The sequence below is a fragment of the Bradyrhizobium sp. genome, from assembly GCF_019242285.1.
In the GTDB taxonomy this organism is placed as follows: Bacteria; Pseudomonadota; Alphaproteobacteria; order Rhizobiales; family Xanthobacteraceae; genus Bradyrhizobium.
Window position 1 is genome coordinate 24,109 of sequence record NZ_JAFAVV010000016.1, and the last position, 19,420, is coordinate 43,528.

Sequence of the window (19,420 nt, forward strand, 5' to 3'; positions counted from 1 at the left end):
CGCCTCGGCTGTCGAAAAACAGCTCCTGGCCTCGTTCAGGCGCTCCAAACGGCGCTGCAGACCGGGTAAGGTGACGGGTCTTGACGTGGCTGGAGCCAACCGGCCGTGCAACCAGCGCGCTTGCAGCAGATTAACCTCCGATCGGGACGGCGGGATGGCCTGATCTCGACGGGAGCCGGGCCATCCCGCAGCCAACTGTTCCGCTTGCGCTTCCGCCGGGCTAGCTTGTAAGCCCCTTCGGTCGTGAACCTTCTAGCAAAGAACTGAAACCGATGAATGAGGGCGTCGAAACCCAGGGGATGGAAGGCCAGAGGTCGAGGAAACCGCTGGTCATCGGTCTCGGCGCCTCTGCCGCCACGCGGGACAGCATCGAGCGTTTTCTCTCGCGGCTCACATTGCCTTCCGACCAGGCCGTCGTGCTCGTGCTGCAGCACCGGGAGGCGCTGGACGAAGTCTGGCTGCGCGACCGGATTCAGCAGCTTGACGGCATCAAGCTGATCGAAGCGGCCGACGGCCTCGAGATCGATGGCGCCGCGATCTATCTTGGCCCGGCCGATATGATCACGACGCTGCAGGGCGACAGGTTCGCGGTTCGCAAGGCCGAGCAGGCGCCGGGCGAACGCGCCACCATCGACAGTTTCCTGGTCTCGCTGGCCGAGGATCGTGCCGAGCAATCGATCGGGGTGATCCTTGGCGGCACCGACGGCGACGGGACGCTGGGGTTTGCGACCCTGAAGGACCATGGCGGCCTTGTGATCGCGGAGCGAAGGGCGCAGCAAGCATCCGACCACCTCGCCGACGGCAAATCGGCTGCGGCGATCGCCGATTTCGTGCTGGTGCCCGAGGATATCCCCGAGCACATCCAGGTCTATGCGAGGCACCTGCGCCGGCTCGAGGAGAAGCAGGGCTTCGACGAGGTGCTCGCCGCCGCGGCCACCTCGCTGGCGCGGATCGCCGACATCCTGCGCAACAAGACCGGCAACGATTTTCACGGCTACAAGCAGAACACCTTCCTGCGGCGGGTGCAGCGGCGCATGCAGGTGGTCCAGATCGACGACATCGCCGCCTATGTCGACTTCCTCCGCAATGACAGGGAGGAGGCCCAATATCTCTTCAACGATCTGCTGATCGGCGTCACCGAGTTCTTCCGCGACAAGCGGGAGTTCGAGGTGCTGGAAACGCAGGTCGTCCCCAGGATATTCGAAGACAAGTCCGCAGGCCAGCAGGTGCGGATCTGGGTGCTGGGCTGCGCCACCGGCGAGGAGGCCTATTCGATCGCGATCCTGCTGCGTGAGCAGATGGCGAAGCTGGACGCGCCGCCGTTGGTGCAGATTTTCGCGACCGACATCGACGGCAAGGCGCTGGCCGCCGCGCGCGTCGGACGCTACCGCACCAGCATCGAGAACGACATGTCGGCCGAACGCCTGGCGCGCTGGTTCGTCCGCGAGGGCGATACCTATTGCGTAGTCAAGGAATTGCGCGAGATGTGCATCTTCTCGCAGCACAACGTCATCAAGGACGCGCCATTCTCCAAGCTCGACCTGGTGTCCTGCCGCAATCTGTTGATCTATCTGAATTCGGAGCTGCAGAACCGCGTCATCCCGTTGTTTCACTTCGCGCTGCTGCCGGGCCGCTTCCTGTTCCTCGGCAATTCCGAGAACGTCACGCGCCACCCCAAGCTGTTCACGCCGGTCGACCGGCGCGCGCGCATCTTCCGGAAGCTGGAGACCGGCACGCGGCTGCCGCCGGAATTCCCGATCACGACCGGTGCAGGGCGCACGCCGATCGAGGTGCCGGTGGTCCGCAATTTCGGCCCGGACGTGGGTCTCGAGCGCCGCGCCCAGCGCGTCGCGGAGCGCTATGCGCCGGCCTATGTGATCATCGACGACAATTTCCAGATCCTGCATTTCTCGGGTCGCACGGGACGCTACATCGAGCCGACCGCGGGCGCCGCGACCCTCGATCTCCTCAGCCTGGTGCATCGCGACCTCCGGCTGGAGCTGCGCACCGCGCTGAGCCGTGCCCGGGACATCAACGAGGTGGTGCAGGCGGAGCAGGTCTCGCTCGGCGTCAACGGCCACAGCGTGCTGGTCGACATCACCGTCGAGCCGATCCAGGAGGGGGCGGACGGACATCGCAATTTCGTCGTGCTGTTCAAGGACGGGCCGGTCCGCGCCATCGATGGCCGGAACAGCAACAATGGCGCCCTGATCCGCAGCGAGCATGTCGAGCGGCTGGAAAGCGAGTTGCGCGCGACGCGCGAACGATTGCAGGCCACCATCGAGGAGCTCGAGAGCACCAATGAGGAGCTGAAATCCTCCAACGAGGAGTACCAGTCGCTCAACGAGGAGCTGCAATCGGCCAATGAGGAGCTGGAAACCTCGCGCGAAGAGCTGCAATCGGTCAACGAGGAGCTCACCACCGTCAATGGCGAATTGGCACACCGCGTGCAGGAGCTGACCCGCGCCACCAGCGACCTGAAGAATTTCCTGGAAAGCACGCAGATCGCGACCGTGTTCCTCGACAACGACATGCGGGTGATGAACTTCACGCCGGCGATCACCCAGGTGCTGCACCTGGTCGAGACCGATGTCGGCCGGCCGATCTCCCACATCAAGGCGAAGATCCCGATCGAGGCGCTCTACGACGACGTCCGCGGCGTGCTGCGGACGCTGGCGAGCGCCGAGCGCGAGCTGACCGCGCCCGACAGCGGCACGCGCTACATCGTGCGGATCCTGCCCTATCGCTCGATCGACAATTTCATCGCCGGCGCGGTCATCACCTTCATCGACGTCACCGCCATCACCCGGGCCGAGGAGCGCCAGCGGCTGCTGCTCGCCGAGCTGCAGCACCGCGTGCGCAACACGCTGGGCGTGGTCCGCTCGATCGCGCGCCGCTCGGCGGAAACGAGCTCCAACGTCGAGGATTATGCCGCGCATCTCGACGGCAGGCTGAACGCCTTTGCGCGCACCCAGGCGCTGGTGACGCGCGATCCCGAAGGCGGCGTCGATCTGGAATATCTGGTCGCCGAGGAGATGACGGCCTATAACGCCCGCGAAGGCGAGCAGGTGCGGATCGTGGGGCCGGCGATCCGGCTGCAGCCGAAACCCGCGGAGGCGTTTGCGCTGGCGGTGCACGAGCTCGCGACCAATGCCGTCAAATACGGCGCGCTGAGCCAGGCTGGCGGGCGCATCGACATTTCCTGGCATATCGAGCAGACCGGCAGTCCCCGGGAGCTGGTGTTCGAATGGCGGGAAAAGGGCGGTCCGAAGGTGAAGCCGCCTCGGCGCAAGGGCTTCGGCACCGAGATGCTGGAGCGGACGCTCGCTTTCGAGCTCAAGGCGGCCACATCGTTGCAGTTCAATCCAGCCGGGGTCCAGTGCATGATCAAGGTCCCGCTGGACCGGCGCGTCATTCACACCCCGCAGATGGATGGCTGATGCACATGCGTTCGGAGGGGGGCCAGAGCGATACGGTGATCCGCCGGCTGAGAAGCTTCCGGCCGCTGTCCGCAGCGGCGGCAAGCGCACTCGACAAGGTGGTCCGCGAGCGCATCCTGCGCGTGGGCGCGGGGCACGATCTCGTGTCCGAGGGCGATCCGTCCGACCGCATCCGGATCGTACTGTCGGGCTGGCTCGCACGCTACAAGACGCTGGAGGACGGACGGCGGCAGATCGTCAATTTCGTGCTGCCCGGCGACAGCTGCGACGCCTATGTCTACCTGCTGGCGCGCATGGATCATTCGATCAGCTCATTGACGCCCGTGACCTATTCCGAGATCAGGCGGGAGCAGTTCGATGAGCTGATTGCCAGCGATCGGATGCTGGCAGATGCATTCTGGTGCGAGACCCTCGCCAACGCCTCGATCCAGCGCGAATGGGTGCTCAACATCGGCCGCCGGGTCGCGCTGGAGCGCGTCGCGCATCTGCTGTGCGAGATCTGCGAGCGGCTGCGGCCGGTCGGCCTGATGGACGGCAACAGCTGCGCCTTTCCGGTCACGCAGATGGATCTTGCCGATGCGACCGGCCTCTCGGTGGTGCATCTCAACCGCACGCTGCAGGAATTGCGGGCGGGTGATCTGATCGTGCTGCGCGAGCGGACGCTGACGATCAACGATCTCGACGCGCTGAAGAACCTCGCATTGTTCAATGCCAACTACCTGCAATATCCGCAGGCCATCGGCTGACGCGGCGGCGTGCAGGTCGCGGCGCCGGGTCGCCCGACGGGAGAGGGATCACGTCCGTGCCCGTTCCCGGCGGCGGAGGAATCAAGGCTGCTGCTTGATCTGCTCCTTCAGCTTTTCGACGATCGAGACCAATGCGCATGGCGTGCCGGAGAGGCCGCCACCGGCCTCGAACGCGCGTCCGGCAATCTCGTATCCGAGCATGCGGTAGCTTTCGAACTGCGATTCCGTGAAGAACTGGTTCGCCGTCGATTCGTGCGGGAACGACGCGTGGGATATCGCATAGCTGAGGATGCCCATCGACTCCGTTCCGTTCAGGCCGGACTTCAAATAGAGGAGCACGCCATCCTTCGAGGCCGCATCGTCGGCTTCGCCGTAGCGGATGTCGCCAACCGCCCAATAAGGGTCCCGGGTTGCCGGAGTGGGACGTTCCTTGAACCGCTTCTTCAGCCGGTCAAGGCCGTGGAGATCGATCCGCACGCCGAGGTCGATCCAGATCTTGCGAAGCGCGTTGCCGAGGTCCTCGAAGGTATAGTCGGGGTCGCAGCCCGCGTCGCTGACCACGATGAGGCGGCAACGCCGCCGGACCATTTCGTAGATGCCGAGATTCTCGAAGTGGCCGCCATCGGACAGATAGACCCAACGCTCGGTCTCGCTGGTCAGGCCGAACATCTCCATGAAGAACGGCCGCAACGCGCTGATGGGCTTTGTTCTCCAGTAGGAGGGATTGTCGCCACGTGGATTAGCCAGCCACCAGCCGAGCCGCACATTGAACAGCGCCATCAGGAAGGCGACGCCGGGCGACGAATTGTAGCCCATGTTCGGGCTCACGGCGGCGCCGGAGATCGCCATTGCGGTCCCGAGCGTGAGGCCGAGAGTTCCGCCATAGGGCCAGGGCTGCATGGTGGTGGCATACGTCGTCCGGTAGGCGCCGTCGGAAAATATCGCACTGCCGCTGCCGCAATGGAGCGGGGAGAACGTGAAGGGCGCCGCCATCCGCTCCTGCCATGCGAGATTCTTCGACGATACGAGATTGAGCGCTGCGTTGATGACGTGGAACGGCTTCCAGTGGAGACCACGCGGCTTGACGCCGTGCTCCCAAAGCTGGCGCAGCAGCGGGCTGTCGCGGCTGTCGAAATCCGTGAAGGCATTCTTCGTCACGTCTCGGTTCTTGTCGTTACGCGACGCGCCGAGGAAGGCACGGACCAGCCGGTTGCGGTAGATGCTGTGCAGCGAGTAGCGGTTGATGCTGATGACGAGCGATGCGAGAGCGATCAGCGCGAGCAGCAACACGGCGGTAATCGCCACGAGCTTGCAGGACGGGTAGTCGGGACCGTGCTCGAATGGGTCGAACGTGAAGGCCCAGTCGATCGTGATCGACAGCAGCGCCACGAGGATCGCGGCGAAGATCGCGGCCGCGACCGAGGCCATCGTGTTGAGGGTGAAATATTGGCGAAGACCCGGGGATTGAATGATGGCCTTGGTCTTCGAGCTCGAGCCGACGATCACCGAGAACGCACCGGCGACACCTCCGGCGGCGGCCAGCCATCCGCTCAGGTGACCGCCGATCCACGTCGCAGCCAGCGGCGACAGCAGCACGAGGCCGAACCAGATGAGCCAGCCGATATAGGCGAGCGTGAAGATGCCGCTCGACCGGGCCTGGAATTCGAGTCCGGCGTCGGTTCCGGGCGCGAACTCCGCGAACGAGATGAAGATGACGTCCGCGATGACCCGTGCCGACACGATCCAGGGCACGCCGAAGACGCAGGCGAGGGCCGCCGCGTGAGAGCTGCTCTTGCTGAAGTGCCAGAGCAGCAGCAGTCCCGTGCTCACCATCGCGCCAAACGCCGCGCCGGCCAGGGACCAGGTGCCGAGATCGGCCCACAGATGCCAGTGCTTCTTTCCGGGCGGCGCTTGCTCCGCCTTTCCCGGCAACAGGCGCCACAACGGCGCGAACACCCATGAGAGCAGGTAGGTAACGAAGCCGAGAATGACGCCGCGGATGATCACTGCGGTGCCGAAAGAGAGGTCCTTCCCCTGGTCGAAAGCCAAACCAAGCCAGACGAAGCCGGCCTGGATGAGCTCCGAGAGAGTCTCCAGGCCGTTCGGGCTTCTCAAGATGAAGACCAGCAGCGCGGAACCCAGGAGAAATGCGGCCAGGTCGAAAATGAGAAAGCGCGGCTGCGGAGCATTGATCAGGCCACGTGCCGGGCGGTTTGCGGTCGTGAACGAGAGGCTGATGATGAAGCACAGCGTTGCCGCGATCATCAGGCCCCGGAACCACATCAGGGAGTGGGTGATATCGCCGGCGTAGATGGCAAGATACCAGAGAGCCTTGGTCGCGACCACGGCAAGGATCATCGGCGGGATGAGCAGGACCCAGTTCAAGGAGAGGTTGCGCACGACGCCGGCAATGTCGCCCCAAAGGTCGGGGGAGATCGCCGAGAAGCTCGGGGCGAGATAGTGGCTGTCGCGCCTGAGATTGGAGATCGATTCGGCCTCCTCATGATCTCGGATCCGCCCACCGCTGCCCGCGGCACCGGTCGGTCGCGCGTTGAGCGCGGCAACCACCCCGTTCGTCGCCTGAGCCCGAGCGCCGCAGGAGACACTTCCACCTGCTGCGTTCTGCCGTTGCTGGAAAAGCCAGGCCGAGAGCCAGCTTCCGATGTAGCCGCCACCCGACACGGTCGAAAGATATTCGAACTGTTGCAACGCAGATTCGTTTTCGTTCTCCTCTCCCGGGCGCTTTGACTTGGCCGTCAAGGCGGCAAGGCGCTGCAGGACGCCGAGGGCAAATGCCGCGCTGCGGATGCCGCCCCCGGACAGGCATATCGCCCAGCGGTCATCCGCATTCAGCTTCCGGTAAATTTCCAGAATATCTTCCGGCAGCGTCTCCGCCGGCGATCCTGCGAGGGCTGCTTCCTGCTTCACATCCGGGTCCGCGCCGGAATCTGGCGGCGATGGCAGCGGAGGGAAATGCAGGGGCTTGCCGGCCAGCGCCTGTCGCTCATCCCAGAGCGCCTGTGCAAGGCTCAACGCTGACATCGTGCTTTCGCTATCCAACGCCGCCATCGTATTTTCCCTCCGGCAATGCATACTTGAAAAACAGTTCGGCCAGCGTCCCGTCAAGAGACCATCCCGTGTCGAACGCCGGCTTCTTCGTCTCGTTTGTCGAGGACCGCGCCTGGGCGGTCACCTCGTGGTCCACTGCACCGATGTCGGCCAGCGTTTGAAGCGCATCCTAGAAGGAGATGCCACTCAGCCTGTCTTGATCCATGGAAGCGTTCAAGCGGTCGCTCAATTTGCGTATCTGACGCCTTCGATGCCGCCGCGTATCGATTTTCGTTCCAAATGTGAACTCATCTACTGGTTTATGAGAATAGAATGGTCAATTTGTCGGATCATAGCGCGTGGAGATCGAAAGACAAGCGCCACCGAATGTTGGTCCACCGCTCGGGAAACGTCCTGGCCGGGGCACGGCGGCGCGCGCCCGTTCGGCGCAATTGGCGTGTGACATATTAGTGTAAACGAGGCCCGGCACATAGGAGACGGCTTACCGTCGATCAATGGGACTCTGAACTCTGCCCGGTCGTCTTCATCTCCATGAGCCGCTGCCATCCCGGCCCGTCGCGCGCGCTTCCAGGCCGTTCAGGCTGGTTGCCGCCATCTCGATGATGGTCGGGACAAGCCTGGTCACGCATGTCGCGGCAGCCGCTGACGCGGCAGCCGTCGCAACGCCCGACGGCCGTGCGGACGAAGCGGACCGGCCGCTCGCCTTCGATATTCCCGCGCAGCCGCTCGCATCCGCGCTCGATGCCTACAGCGTCGCAGCTCACCGCGACGTTCTCTACAATGGACAACTGGCGGTTGGACGGCGGTCCGCCGCGGTGCGGGGCCGCTTCGCGCCGGAAGCCGCCCTGCGGCTGTTGCTGGAAGGGACGGGGCTTGCGCCGCGTTATGTGGCGGCCGACGCCTTCGTGCTCGTCGAGAGCGAGCTGCCGCCCGCGCCGGCCAATGCCGCCGCCGCGGACGTCGTCTATCGCTACTATGGCCGCATCCAGGCCAGCCTGAAGCAGGCGTTCTGCGCCAGCCGGCGCCTGATGCCGGACACTCACCACGTCGCGGTCGGTTTTCGGATCGGGCCATCCGGCGCGGTCTTCAAGGCCGAGCTGCTGGGCTCGACAGGAGACCGCGCGCTCGACGACGAGATCGGCGGGACGGTTCGCAGCCTCGTCATCGGGGCTCCGCCTCCGCCGGGATTCGCGCAGCCGGTGATTCTGGTGCTGGAGCCGCCATCGCAGAATGCGATGCGGGACTGCAACGAGATCGGTCGCACCTCGGCCGGGGCCGCGCCATGACCGACACGAGCCTGGCCGCGCTTCGCCGCCTGCTGCTTTCCCGCTACGCGGATTTCAAGGCGCGTCTCACCCGGCATCTCGGCTCCTCGGAGCTGGCCGGCGAGGCGTTGCAGGATACGTGGCTGCGGCTGGAGCGCGGCGAGGGCATTGCCACGATCCACAGCCACGATGCCTACCTCTTCCGCATCGCGGTCAATCTCGCCCGCGACCGCCAGCGCGCCGAGGATCGTCGCCTGACCACGGCCGAAGTCGATACGCTGCTCAGCGTCGCGGCGGAGGCCCCGGATCCCGAGCAGGTCGTGACGGCGCGCGCGGAGCTGCGTGCGCTCGAGGCGGCGATGGCGGAGCTGACGCCCCGGCGGCGCGCGATCCTGCTGGCGGCCCGCCTCGACGGCCTGTCGCGCCGTGAGATCGCCGCGCGCTACCGGATCTCGGTGCGGCTGGTGCAGCGGGAGCTGCAGGAGGCCCAGGACTATTGCGCGGCACGAATCCGGCGACGAAAATTGTTCGCGTCTCACCCTTCGGAAACGTCTTCAAGGCAGAAATCGGCGGGCGTGGAAGGCGTCGGAGAGTTCGAGCCGGGTGGGGACGAATGACAGTCCGCGATCGAAATGGCGAGGTCGAGCCGTTGGACCGCGAAGCGCACCGCCTCGTTGCGCGCCTCGTCTCGGGGGAGGCGAGGACCGGCGACGCCGAAGCCATCCGGCAATGGCGTCGGCAGAGCTCCTCGCACGAGGCCGCGTTCGCGGAGGCCGTCAGGCAATGGCGGGATTTCGGCCTGGTCGGGGACAGGCTGCGCCGGCGTGCGGATCTGCCCGACTGGACGCCGCCTCTGATCGGCCGGCGTGCCGTGCTCGGAGCAGTCGGCATGCTGGCCGTCGGCACAGCGAGCTATGCCGCCGCGCGGCCGCCGCTCGGACTTTGGCCGTCGCTGAGCGAGCTCGCGGCGGACTATCGGACCGCGACGGGCGAACAGCGCCGCATCCTGCTCGCCGGCGATGTCTCGGTGCGGATGAATTCGCAAACCAGCATCGCCGTCCCCGCCGCCGCACCAGATCGCGACCAGATCAGGCTGATCGCAGGCGAGGCCGGTTTTGCCACCTCACAGCGCATGCTGGAGGTCGAGGCCGGCGCCGGCCGCGCCATCGCCACGCGGGCCCGGTTCGACGTGCGCAACACCGGTGGCGTGGTCTGCGTCACCTGTTTCGAGGGCGAGCTGGAGGTGCAGCTCGGCACACGACGGGCGAAGGTCGGTGCAAACCGGCAGGTTCGCTATGATTCCGCCGGGGGATTGCAGCCCGCGACCGTCATCGATCCCCTCGAAGCCGCGGCCTGGCATGACGGGTTCCTCGTCTTCCATCTGACGCCGCTTTCTGAGGTGATCGCGGAGATCAATCGCTATCGTCCGGGTCTCGTGATCCTGATGAACAGGTCGCTGGCCAAGAACCCGGTCAACGGCCGCTTCAGCATCCGCCGCATGGACGAGGTGCTGGTGTGGATCGAATATGCCTTCGGCGCGCGTGCGCGCGCATTGCCGGGCGGCGTCGTGCTGCTGAGCTAGCGAGCGGCGCCGCCGGCCTGCGTCACGAAACGTGCGTCACGAAACATTCACAAACAATCTTGTTCACGTCCGCCGCCGAGAGACCGTCTCCTCTTCGAACGTTCGATCGCGGCGCGTCGGGCCGGCACCGGCTTCGCGCGTCAATTCCAAGGAAGCTTTCTCATGACCGATTGCGCAGCGGCGCCCCGCATCGACAACACCCGCCAAATCCGCTGGCGCACCAATCGTGCCGGCTATCTGGCCGGCGTCAGTGCCTTGGCGTGCCTGATCCACGCAGCTTCGTCGCCGGCGACGGCCCATCCGGTCGGCTCATCGGCGAGCACGTCGGCCGCGACCGCGGCGAGCAATGCGGCGCTGTCGGCAGCGCAGCAGGCGGCAATCCTCGCGCAGCAGAGCCAGGCTTCGCTGGCGCGCGCGGCGGCGGTGATCAAGGCGATGCAGGCGGCGCAGGCCGCGGCGCGCGCGGCGGCGCTGGGCGGGCCGAACCATCTGATCGGCACGCGTGACGTGCCGGACGGGTTGTCCGCGGCAGGAGCGGGCGGCCTGGTTCCAGACAGCGGCCTTGCCGCGCCCGGCGTCGCCAATCCGGTCACGACCTGGATCGGCGCCAACACGCCGGTACAGACGATGAGCGACGGCCAGAACAACGTCACCGTGCAGCAGACCCAGGCCCAGGCGCTGCTGTACTGGCAGTCCTTCAACATCGGCCGCAACACCACGCTCACCTTCGACCAGCAGGGCAATGCGAGTTGGGTCGCACTGAACAGGATCACGGCAAGCAACGTGCCGAGCCAGATCCTCGGGCGGATCAAGGCCGACGGCGAGGTGCTGCTGATCAACCAGAACGGCATCATCTTCGGCGGCGCCAGCCAGGTCGACGTGCACACGCTGATCGCCTCGACGCTCGACCTGACGCCGACCTACAGCGCGAATAATTATCAGCTCTATATGCAGAACGGTTTGTTCTCGGCCGCACTCTCGACGCTGGGAGATCCGAATATGAGAGGCTCGGGCGCGGTGTTTGCCGGAACCACCGGCACCGTCACCGTCGAGCCCGGCGCGGTGATCGACACCAGCGCGAGGCTGACCCCGACCGGCGACGGCGGCTTCGTGGCGCTGCTCGGCGCCGGCGGCGTCACCAATGCGGGCACGATCATGACCCAGAACGGCCAGATCATTCTGGCCGCGGGCAAGGGAATCGGCCTGGCCGCGCCGGCACCGGGCGCGGTCGGGACGCAGACCGCCTTTCAGACGATCATGCAGAATGGCACCGCGGTGAGCAATGCCACGAACGCGTTGCTGCTGTCCGGCGATGGCGCGGTGACGCTGGCGGGCGGCCGCATCAGCCAGCTCGGCGGCATCTCCGCCACCACCAGCACCACGCGTACCGCTTCGATCCTGCTGAGCACCGTCTCGACCAGTGGCAATGGCGGCGACATCGTGCTCGGTCCCGACAGCATCACCGCGATCCTGCCGGACGAGAGCAGCGGCACGCTGCCGACCGCGACTGCCAATTCGAGCGTCACGGTCAATGGCGCGAGCACCAGCGCTCCGTATTTCCAGAGCGTGTTGCAGCCGAAGATCACCCTCCAGGCAGGCGGCAATGTCGACATCGAGGGCTTTGGCGCGGGCCTTGGCGGCGCGCTGATCAAGGCGCCGAGCGCCGCGCTCACGATCAGCGCCGCAAACGTCGGCAGCACGGTGCTGCTCGAGCCGGGCAGCAGCATCGACCTGTCCGGCCTCGCCGGCGTCGTGCTGCCGATGTCGGTCAACGACGTCAGCATTCTCATCACCCAGGCCGAGGTGGCCGACACGCCGCTCGCCGCGGCTCTGATCAGCCATACCGTGACCATCGACGCGCGGCTGGCCGGCACCCGCGCCGATGGCCTGCAATGGATCGGCTCGCCGCTCCTGGATGCGGCGGGCTATGCCGGGCTGATCCCCGAGGCGATCGACCAGTTGCTCACGGTCGGCGGCAACTTCACGACTTCGGCGCAGAATTTCATCCAGCAGGCCGGCGCTTCGATCAACGTCTCGGGCGGCTATGTGCAGTATCGGGGCGGCACGATCAGCACGACGCGCCTGGTCGGCGCCGACGGGCGCATCTACGCCATCGGCAACGCCAATCCGAACATCCCCATCATCGGCATCGCCGGCCAGTTCACCGTGGCGCATGCGCATTGGAACAATCCGAAGCAGGGGATCGACGTCACCGAGGTTTTCTCCAGCCCCGTGATCGGCGGTGGGCATTTCGAGCAGGGCTACATCGCCGGCGCCAATGCCGGCAGCATCGGCGTGACGGCACAGGTGCCGATCCTGTCCGGCTCGGACCTCGTCGCCGACGTGGTGGTCGGTGAGCGTCAGCGTGCGCTGGCCGGCTCATCGAATCTCGGGGCCTCCGACCAGATCCCCATGGGCGCCTCCCTGAACGTCAGCTTCGCCACGGGGGGCGGGTTCGGCTACAGCGTCCGGCTGGAGCCGCTGGCGGACGCGGGCTCCGATCCTTATGGGCTGATTGCCGGGGGTTTCAGCTTCGCCACCGCCTCGTCCTGGTCGCCGGTGCTGGCCAAGAATGTCTTCCCGATCTTCTCCGACGGCTTGTCGCAGGTCGGCTTCAACTCGATTTCGATCACGGGCGCGCGTGAACTCGACATGAGCGCCGATGCCGCGCTGATCGTGCGCCCCGGCGGCAGCGTCACGCTCGACAATGTCGGGACCATCGGCGGCGTGATCAGTGCGCCGGCCGGCAAGATCAGCCTCACCGGCTTCACCTATGATGACAAGTCGCATCCGGAGGCGCCGCCGACGCCGGCCGTGGTGATCGGGCCCGATGCGGTGCTCGACGTGCACGGGCTGTGGATCAACGACAGCCGCCTGTCGCCGGACCAGATGTTCGGCCAGGCCTTCCTCGATGGTGGCACCGTCAGCATTTCCACCATCGAAGCCAGCAATGGACCCCCCAGCGGCAAGGGCATCTTCACCGACGTCACGCAGAGCATCGTGTTGTCGCCCGGCAGCATCGTCGACGTCTCCGGCGGCGGCTATGTCGGTTCGAACGGCAAGCTCAAGATCGGCGCCGACGGCCTGCCTGTCGGCAAGGGCGGCAGCCTCTCGCTGACTCCCTATGTGATCCTGCTCGGCCATACCCCGGAAGGCGGCAACGCCTACAACACGACGCCGAGCTCGGGCGTCTTCAACCAGGCGAATGTCGTGCTCGGCGGCGCCATCTATGCCGGTGGGTTCGACGGCGGCGGCACGCTGACGCTGCAGGCGCCGGGCATCCTGGTCGATGGTGCCGCGAAGCAGGTCACCTCGTATCTGTCCGGCGCGGTCGCCACCGCCGACGCTGCACAGGCCGGCGTGCCGCTGGAGGACATTGCGATCTCGGATGCCAAGGCCGGACTCCTGGTCCTGCCGCCCTCGTTCTTCATCGGCGGCTTCTCGCAATACAGCCTGACGGACACGGCGACCGGCACGACAGTCACGGCGGGTACCCAGGTCGCGCCGCAGCAGACCAACGACCTCATTCCCGACAATGCCCCGCTGATCCCGACCGGCACCCTGGTGGGTCGCTTCGACCGGGTCGGGCTGCTGCCCGACGGCCTGCGCAAGCCGGCGAGCCTGTCGTTGACGTCCAGCTTCAATGAGGTTCTGCTCGATCGCGGCGCCAGCATCATCACCGATCCACAGGCTGTCGTCAGCCTCAGCGGCGGCACGGTGCAGGTGCTCGGCAGCGTCGTTGCGCCGGCAGGGACCATCAACGTGGTCGGCGGCTCGGTCGACATCGCCTCGACCGCCGTGCTCGACGTCAGCGGAACGTTTCTGCCCAATCCGCGCGTCACGAATTATTCCACCGGCAGCGTGCTCGACGGTGGCACCATCACGCTGTCGACAACCTCGGTGACCAAGGGTGTCGTGCTGGTCGAGCCCGGAGCCGAGCTCGATCTTTCGGGCGGGGCGGTGTCGGCGGCGAGCCATCTGATCGAGCTGCCGGTGATGGGATTGGGCACGGGGCCGCGCCTGGTTGGGCAGGCGGCCTGGAGCAATGGCGGCGTTCTGCAGCTCGGCGGCAACGTCTACTTCGCCGGCACCGTCGATGCGGCGGGCGGAGCGCCGGAAGCTTCCGGCGGCATCCTGACCATGGGGCAGTTCATCGTGGTGGGCTCCACGACCCTGTTCCCGAGCGGAAACTTGCCGGCGCCCAGCACCATCGTCGTCGAGCCCGCAGGCGTCGTTGCCGCTCACATGCCGGCGATGGGGGCGACGACGCCAACCGGCGCCTTCATCGGCGCCGATACGCTGAGCGACAGCGGCTTCGACTCGGTCACGTTGAACGCCAGCGGCACCATCGCGTTCAACGGTTCGCTCACCGTCACCGTGCCCGGCGCGCTCACGCTGGCGGCGAGCCACCTCACGCTGCTGCCGGCGAGCAGCATGCTGTTGCCGCCGGGCGCCAGCATCGCCCCGAGCGGCTTCACCTTCACGCCACCCAGTTGCGGCGCGACGTGCATTCCCGCTATCGGCTCCACCATCGTGAACCTGGACGCCGGCTATGTCTGGATCGCCGGCAAGACCAGCGGCGGAACTCTCGGCACGCCCAAGCTCGCCGACGGCACCCTGAATATCTCCGCGCAATGGATCGATCTCGAGCGGGCCATTGCGATCGACGACGCCGTCAATGTCAATCTCACCAGCAGCGGCGCGATCCGGCTGCTGCCTAACAATGACGGCCTCATCATCGGCGTCGCCAACGCGCAAACGGCCTACGCCGGCCTGCTGGCGGTGCCGGGCAATCTGACGCTGCGCGCGGCCGAGGTCTATCCGGTCAGCAACACCGATTTCCTGCTGATGTCGACCGGCACGCTTTCGTCCGCCAGCACCATCCGGATCGAGCAGAACGGCACGCCGGTGGCGCCGCTGTCGGCCGGCGGCGAGGTCCTGCTGAGCGCGCAGACCATTCTGCAGAACGGCACGTTATGGGCACCGCTCGGCCAGATCATCGTCGGCATGCAGGACAGCAGCGCGATTCCATCGGTCATCACTCCGTTCGCGGCGGATCTGGTCGGCAAGGTCGTGCCGACCCAGACCGTGATCCTTGGCCCGGGCAGCCTGACCTCGGTCTCGGCCGCCGGGCTCGTCATTCCCGATGGCACTACGGTGGATGACTCGACCTGGAATGTAGGCACCGCCATCAACGCGCCGCCAGCGAAATCGATCAGCCTGAACGGCGCCAATGTCACGACGAGCCAGGGCGCCGTGCTCGACCTCAGCGGCGGCGGCGACATCTACGCCACCGAGTTCGTTGCCGGCACCGGCGGCACCCGCAATGCGCTGACCACCTATCAGCAGAACCTCACGACCGGGATCATGACGCCGACCTATGCCGACGGGCGGCAGGTCTACGCGCTGGTGCCGAGCTACGAGGCCAAGGTCGCGGCCTACGATCCGACCTTCGCCAACAATCCCTATTTTTCCGGCCTGCTGCTGCCGAATGGCGTGAGCAGCAGCGGCGGCAATCAAGTGCCGTTCCCCAACGCGATCAAGCCGGGCCAGACGGTCACGATCGGCGCAGGAAGCGGCATTGCCCCCGGGACCTATGTTCTGATGCCCGGCATGTATGCGACCTTGCCCGGCGCCTACCGCGTCGTGCAGGTGGCGAGCAACGTCAATCCATCCGCGACGGGCTCGACCGGCGCCGACGGCTCGCAATATGTCGTCGGCAAGATCGGCAACGCGCTGACCGGCGCGCAGTCGTCGCAATCGGCGCTGTTCCAGCTCCAGTCGCAGGCGGTGTGGTCGAAATATTCGCGGATCGACGTTACCTCGGGAACGCAGTTCTTCAGCGATCAGGCCAAATCCGCCGGACGGAACCCGCCGCCGCTGCCGATCGATGGCGGCGTGCTGGTATTGGGCGCGACCAATTCGCTCAGCCTCGCTGGCACCAACCTGTTCGGACCGGGCACCAGCGATCTCGCACCGGGCCTCGTCGGCGGCGGCGGCCAGGTCCAGATCAGCGGCGCCAACATCCTGATCCTGGCCAAGGACCGCGACGAGCCACTGGCTGACTGCAAGATCGGCAGCGCGCCCGGCTGCACCGGCCAGGCGAACTATCTCGTGCTCGATGCCGACCAGATCAGCGGGCTCGACGCCGCCACCGTGCTGATCGGTGGCACCGCCAAGGTCGCGTCCGATGGGACCGAGACCGTCACGCCCAGCGCGCTCAATCTCGAGGTCAGGACCGACGCGGCGCATCGGCTCACCGGGCCTGAACTGCTGCTCGTGACGGTCGCACCGACCAGCGCGAGCCCGAGCGTGCACGGGCTCACGGTCGATGCCGGCAGCTACATCGGCGCGATCGGCAGCGTGCCCAAAGGCACGGACCGCGACATCACCATCGGCGCCGATCCCGTCGCGCAGTTCAATGGCACCGGCAGTCTGACCGGCTACACCGCGGGCGTGACCGGCGACGGCGCGCTGTTGCGCGTCTCCAACGGAAGGGCGGTGAACGTGAAGCGCTTTTTCGTGCCCGGTCTCTATAGTCCCCCCGATACGAGTCCCACGGCAACGCCGCCGGTCAGCAAGACGGCGCTCGGGCAGCTCACGGTCCAGGACGCCGTCATCGACGGCGGCAATGCGCTCACGCTCGACACCAGCGGCAGCGGCACGCTTTCCGCCAATGCCGTGCTGAAAGCGGCGAACTACGACGTCGCAGGCTCGGTGATCAACATCGGCGGCGGCAATTCCGGTGTCGTGCTGAGCGCAGCGGTGCTCGCGAACTTCGCCGATGCGGTGTCGGTCACGCTGCGCAGCGCCACGGTGATCAATCTGTTCGACGGCGGGCCGGGCGGGCGGCTCACGATCGGCGACGCCGATCATCCGATCGGGACGTTGACCTTCGACGGCGCGGGACTCTACGGCCAGGGCGGCGACACCACGATCAACGCCACCAACATCGATCTCGCCAACAGCCGCGGCGCCACCGGCATCGGGAAGAGCACGGGGGCGGGGACGCTCACGCTTGCCGCCACCGGCACGATCACCGAGGACACGGGGTCGAAAAGTCTGGCCGGCTTCAGCGAAATCTATCTCAACGCCGGGCAGTCGATCGCCTTCAGCGGTGCCGGCAGCCTGGACACCGGACCGGTCGCGGCCGCGACCGCTTCGCTTGGAGTCACCCAGCTCGCGGTGACTGCGGGCGGCTCCGGCTATCGGAACGGCGAAGTGGTAACGGTGACCGGACCCGACGGTACCGGCTTTTCGGGCACGGTGACCGTCGATGCCAACGGAGCCATCACCGGCGTCACGATCACGAGCACGGGCCGCGGTTTCACCGGGCCGATCACCGCGGTCAGCGTCGCGAGCGCGAGCGGCAGCGGCGCAACCCTCAGCGCCTCGCTGGGCATCGTCGGCATCGGCGTCACCAAGGGCGGCGACGGCTATGGCATTGCGACCACCATCACGATCTCCGGCGGCGGCGGCACCGGCGCCACCGCGACGGCGGCCGTATCCGGCGGCGTCATCACCGGGATCACGCTGGGCGCGGACGGCTCGGGTTATACCAGCGTGCCCACGATCACGTTCTCCGGTCCCAACGTGCATCTCACCGCGCCGGCGATCGTGGTCAACAGCGGCGCGTCGCAATCCTTGTCGGCGCCGGGCCGGATCACGATGGCTGCGACGCCCGGCAGCACGCCGCCGGCGCTCGCCGCCAGCAATATCGGCGGCGCGCTTGCCGTCACCGCCGGCACCATCACGGACACCGTGACCATCCAGGCGCTGTCGGGCAATGTCAGCCTGACCGCGACCCAGGGCGATGTCGTGCTCGGCGCGGGAGCGGTGATCAACGCCGCGGGCTCGCAGATCGCCATTCTCGACCTCATCGACGACGCACCCGCCGGCAACGTCCGGCTCACGTCGACGACCGGCAATGTCGTGATCGGGCAGGACGCGGTGGTCGACGTCTCCGCGGCAGGCTTCGGCTATGCCGGATCATTGTCGATCCTCGCGGCCCGCAATGCGACGCTCGATGGCGTCATGAACGGACGTGCTGCCTTCAAGGATCTCGGCGGCAATTTCTCGCTGACGACCGGCGGGACGGTCTTCGGCCCGATCCCGGCGAGCGAATTCACCGGCAGCTTTGCCCTGCGGATCGGCAGCGGCGACATCGTCATCGATGCCGGCATGACCCTCACTTCCGGCAGCGTGCTGCTGGTCGCCAACAATGGCAGCGTGATCGTCGACGGCACCATCGACGCCAGCGGACCGAGCGGCGGCCGGATCGCGCTCTACGGCGCCGGCGTGGCCTCGACCGTGAAGGACGTGGACGGCGTCTCGTACACCGACGTCATCGGCGGCGTCTATGTGGGGCCCAGCGCGCGGCTGCTGGCGCGCTACCAGGCCGATGACCCGGCCGATCCCGCCTATGCCAAAGGCGCGTCCACCATGGTGCAGACAGGTGGCACCATCACGCTCGGCACCACAGGCACCCCCAACGGCAAGCTCAACCCGACCTATGGCTATGAGCATGTCGCGGCGGCCCAGACGATCACGACCAGCGATGGTGCGCGGACGGTCCATGCCTCGGGCGCCATCGTCGTCGACGGCGCGCTGCTCGACGTCAGCGGCGGCCTGGGCGGGCCGAACATCGATAATTCCGGCGGCGAAATCGACCTTCGTGCGCCGCTTCTTTCCGACAAGACCGACACCGTCAACTCCGTCAACATCGACTTCCGTGCGGCCGTAGCCGGCGTCGCGGATGCGGGCGGCCATGCGATCGGCAAGGGCGTCGTGATCAACGCCTATGCGGTGTGGAGCACGACGGATGCCGGCGGCACGACCGGCAAGACGCATTTCGACGGCATCATCGATCCCGCCGGATGGTTCGACGACAAGGGCAATGCGCTGCCGGGCAAGGATCAGAATGGCAAGGCGATCCTGGCTCCCACGCCGCAATCGCCGCTGTCGACCGGGCAGATTTTCACGGTCACGTCCCCGAACCCGGATCACACCGGCTTCTATGGCAGCGTCGACCCCAATGGCACGGCAAGCGGCACGCTGCCGTTGTTCATCGAGAATTTCAGTCTTGTAGGTTCCGCGTCGGGCTCCAATATCCACGTGCGCCCCGAGATCGATCTCGTCAATCCCAGTGCCTCGATCAACGGCGGCAACATCACCGTCGCGAGCAACTGGAATCTCGGCGCCGGCACCGACGATTCGTCGGGCAATACGACCCTCTATTTCAGGACGACGCACGGCAACGAGCCGGGCACGCTGGCATTGCGTGCCCTCAACAACATCAAGATCAACGCGTCCGTCAGC

Annotated in this window: 7 protein-coding genes; 6 read left to right on the plus strand and 1 reads right to left on the minus strand. The window is 66.5% G+C overall.

Annotated features, from left to right (window positions below; translation table 11 throughout):
* Positions 1–272: 272 nt before the first annotated feature.
* Complete coding sequence (locus JOY90_RS00855; RefSeq protein WP_291689283.1) at positions 273–3,440, plus strand: CheR family methyltransferase; 3,168 nt, start codon at positions 273–275, stop codon at positions 3,438–3,440.
* Positions 3,440–4,186 carry a Crp/Fnr family transcriptional regulator gene (locus tag JOY90_RS00860; protein WP_291689284.1) on the plus strand — a complete coding sequence of 249 codons (747 nt, stop codon included), beginning with the start codon at positions 3,440–3,442 and terminating at the stop codon, positions 4,184–4,186. Before JOY90_RS00855 ends, JOY90_RS00860 begins: the two co-directional genes overlap by 1 nt.
* 81 nt (positions 4,187–4,267) lie before the next feature.
* Here JOY90_RS00860 and JOY90_RS00865 read toward each other — a convergent pair whose 3' ends face one another.
* Positions 4,268–7,255 (minus strand): patatin-like phospholipase family protein, encoded by a 2,988-nt coding sequence (locus tag JOY90_RS00865; RefSeq protein ID WP_291689285.1) that lies wholly within the window; start codon positions 7,253–7,255, stop codon positions 4,268–4,270.
* A 599-nt stretch (positions 7,256–7,854) separates the two neighbouring features.
* Here JOY90_RS00865 and JOY90_RS00870 point away from each other — a divergent pair.
* The 4 genes from JOY90_RS00870 to JOY90_RS00885 form a co-directional block, all read left to right on the plus strand.
* Positions 7,855–8,541, plus strand: a complete 687-nt coding sequence (locus JOY90_RS00870) for a secretin and TonB N-terminal domain-containing protein (RefSeq protein WP_291689286.1) — start codon at positions 7,855–7,857, stop codon at positions 8,539–8,541.
* Positions 8,538–9,137, plus strand: a complete 600-nt coding sequence (locus tag JOY90_RS00875; RefSeq protein ID WP_291689287.1) for an RNA polymerase sigma factor — start codon at positions 8,538–8,540, stop codon at positions 9,135–9,137. The genes JOY90_RS00870 and JOY90_RS00875 overlap by 4 nt, the downstream gene beginning before the upstream one ends.
* Positions 9,134–10,102, plus strand: coding sequence for a FecR domain-containing protein (locus tag JOY90_RS00880; RefSeq protein WP_291689288.1), 969 nt, complete (start codon positions 9,134–9,136; stop codon positions 10,100–10,102). Before JOY90_RS00875 ends, JOY90_RS00880 begins: the two co-directional genes overlap by 4 nt.
* Before the next feature lie 162 nt (positions 10,103–10,264).
* Positions 10,265–19,420 (plus strand): filamentous hemagglutinin N-terminal domain-containing protein (locus JOY90_RS00885; protein WP_291689289.1); only part of this gene is annotated, 9,156 nt, incomplete at its 3' end.

What these genes read in the sequence shown, in the direction of transcription:
- JOY90_RS00860 (WP_291689284.1), top strand. Translation starts at nt 3,440, where the DNA reads ATGCACATGCGTTCGGAGGGGGGCCAGAGCGATACGGTGATCCGCCGG.
- JOY90_RS00855 (WP_291689283.1), top strand. Translation starts at nt 273, where the DNA reads ATGAATGAGGGCGTCGAAACCCAGGGGATGGAAGGCCAGAGGTCGAGG.
- JOY90_RS00865 (WP_291689285.1), bottom strand. Translation starts at nt 7,255, where the DNA reads ATGGCGGCGTTGGATAGCGAAAGCACGATGTCAGCGTTGAGCCTTGCA.
- JOY90_RS00880 (WP_291689288.1), top strand. Translation starts at nt 9,134, where the DNA reads ATGACAGTCCGCGATCGAAATGGCGAGGTCGAGCCGTTGGACCGCGAA.
- JOY90_RS00870 (WP_291689286.1), top strand. Translation starts at nt 7,855, where the DNA reads ATGATGGTCGGGACAAGCCTGGTCACGCATGTCGCGGCAGCCGCTGAC.
- JOY90_RS00875 (WP_291689287.1), top strand. Translation starts at nt 8,538, where the DNA reads ATGACCGACACGAGCCTGGCCGCGCTTCGCCGCCTGCTGCTTTCCCGC.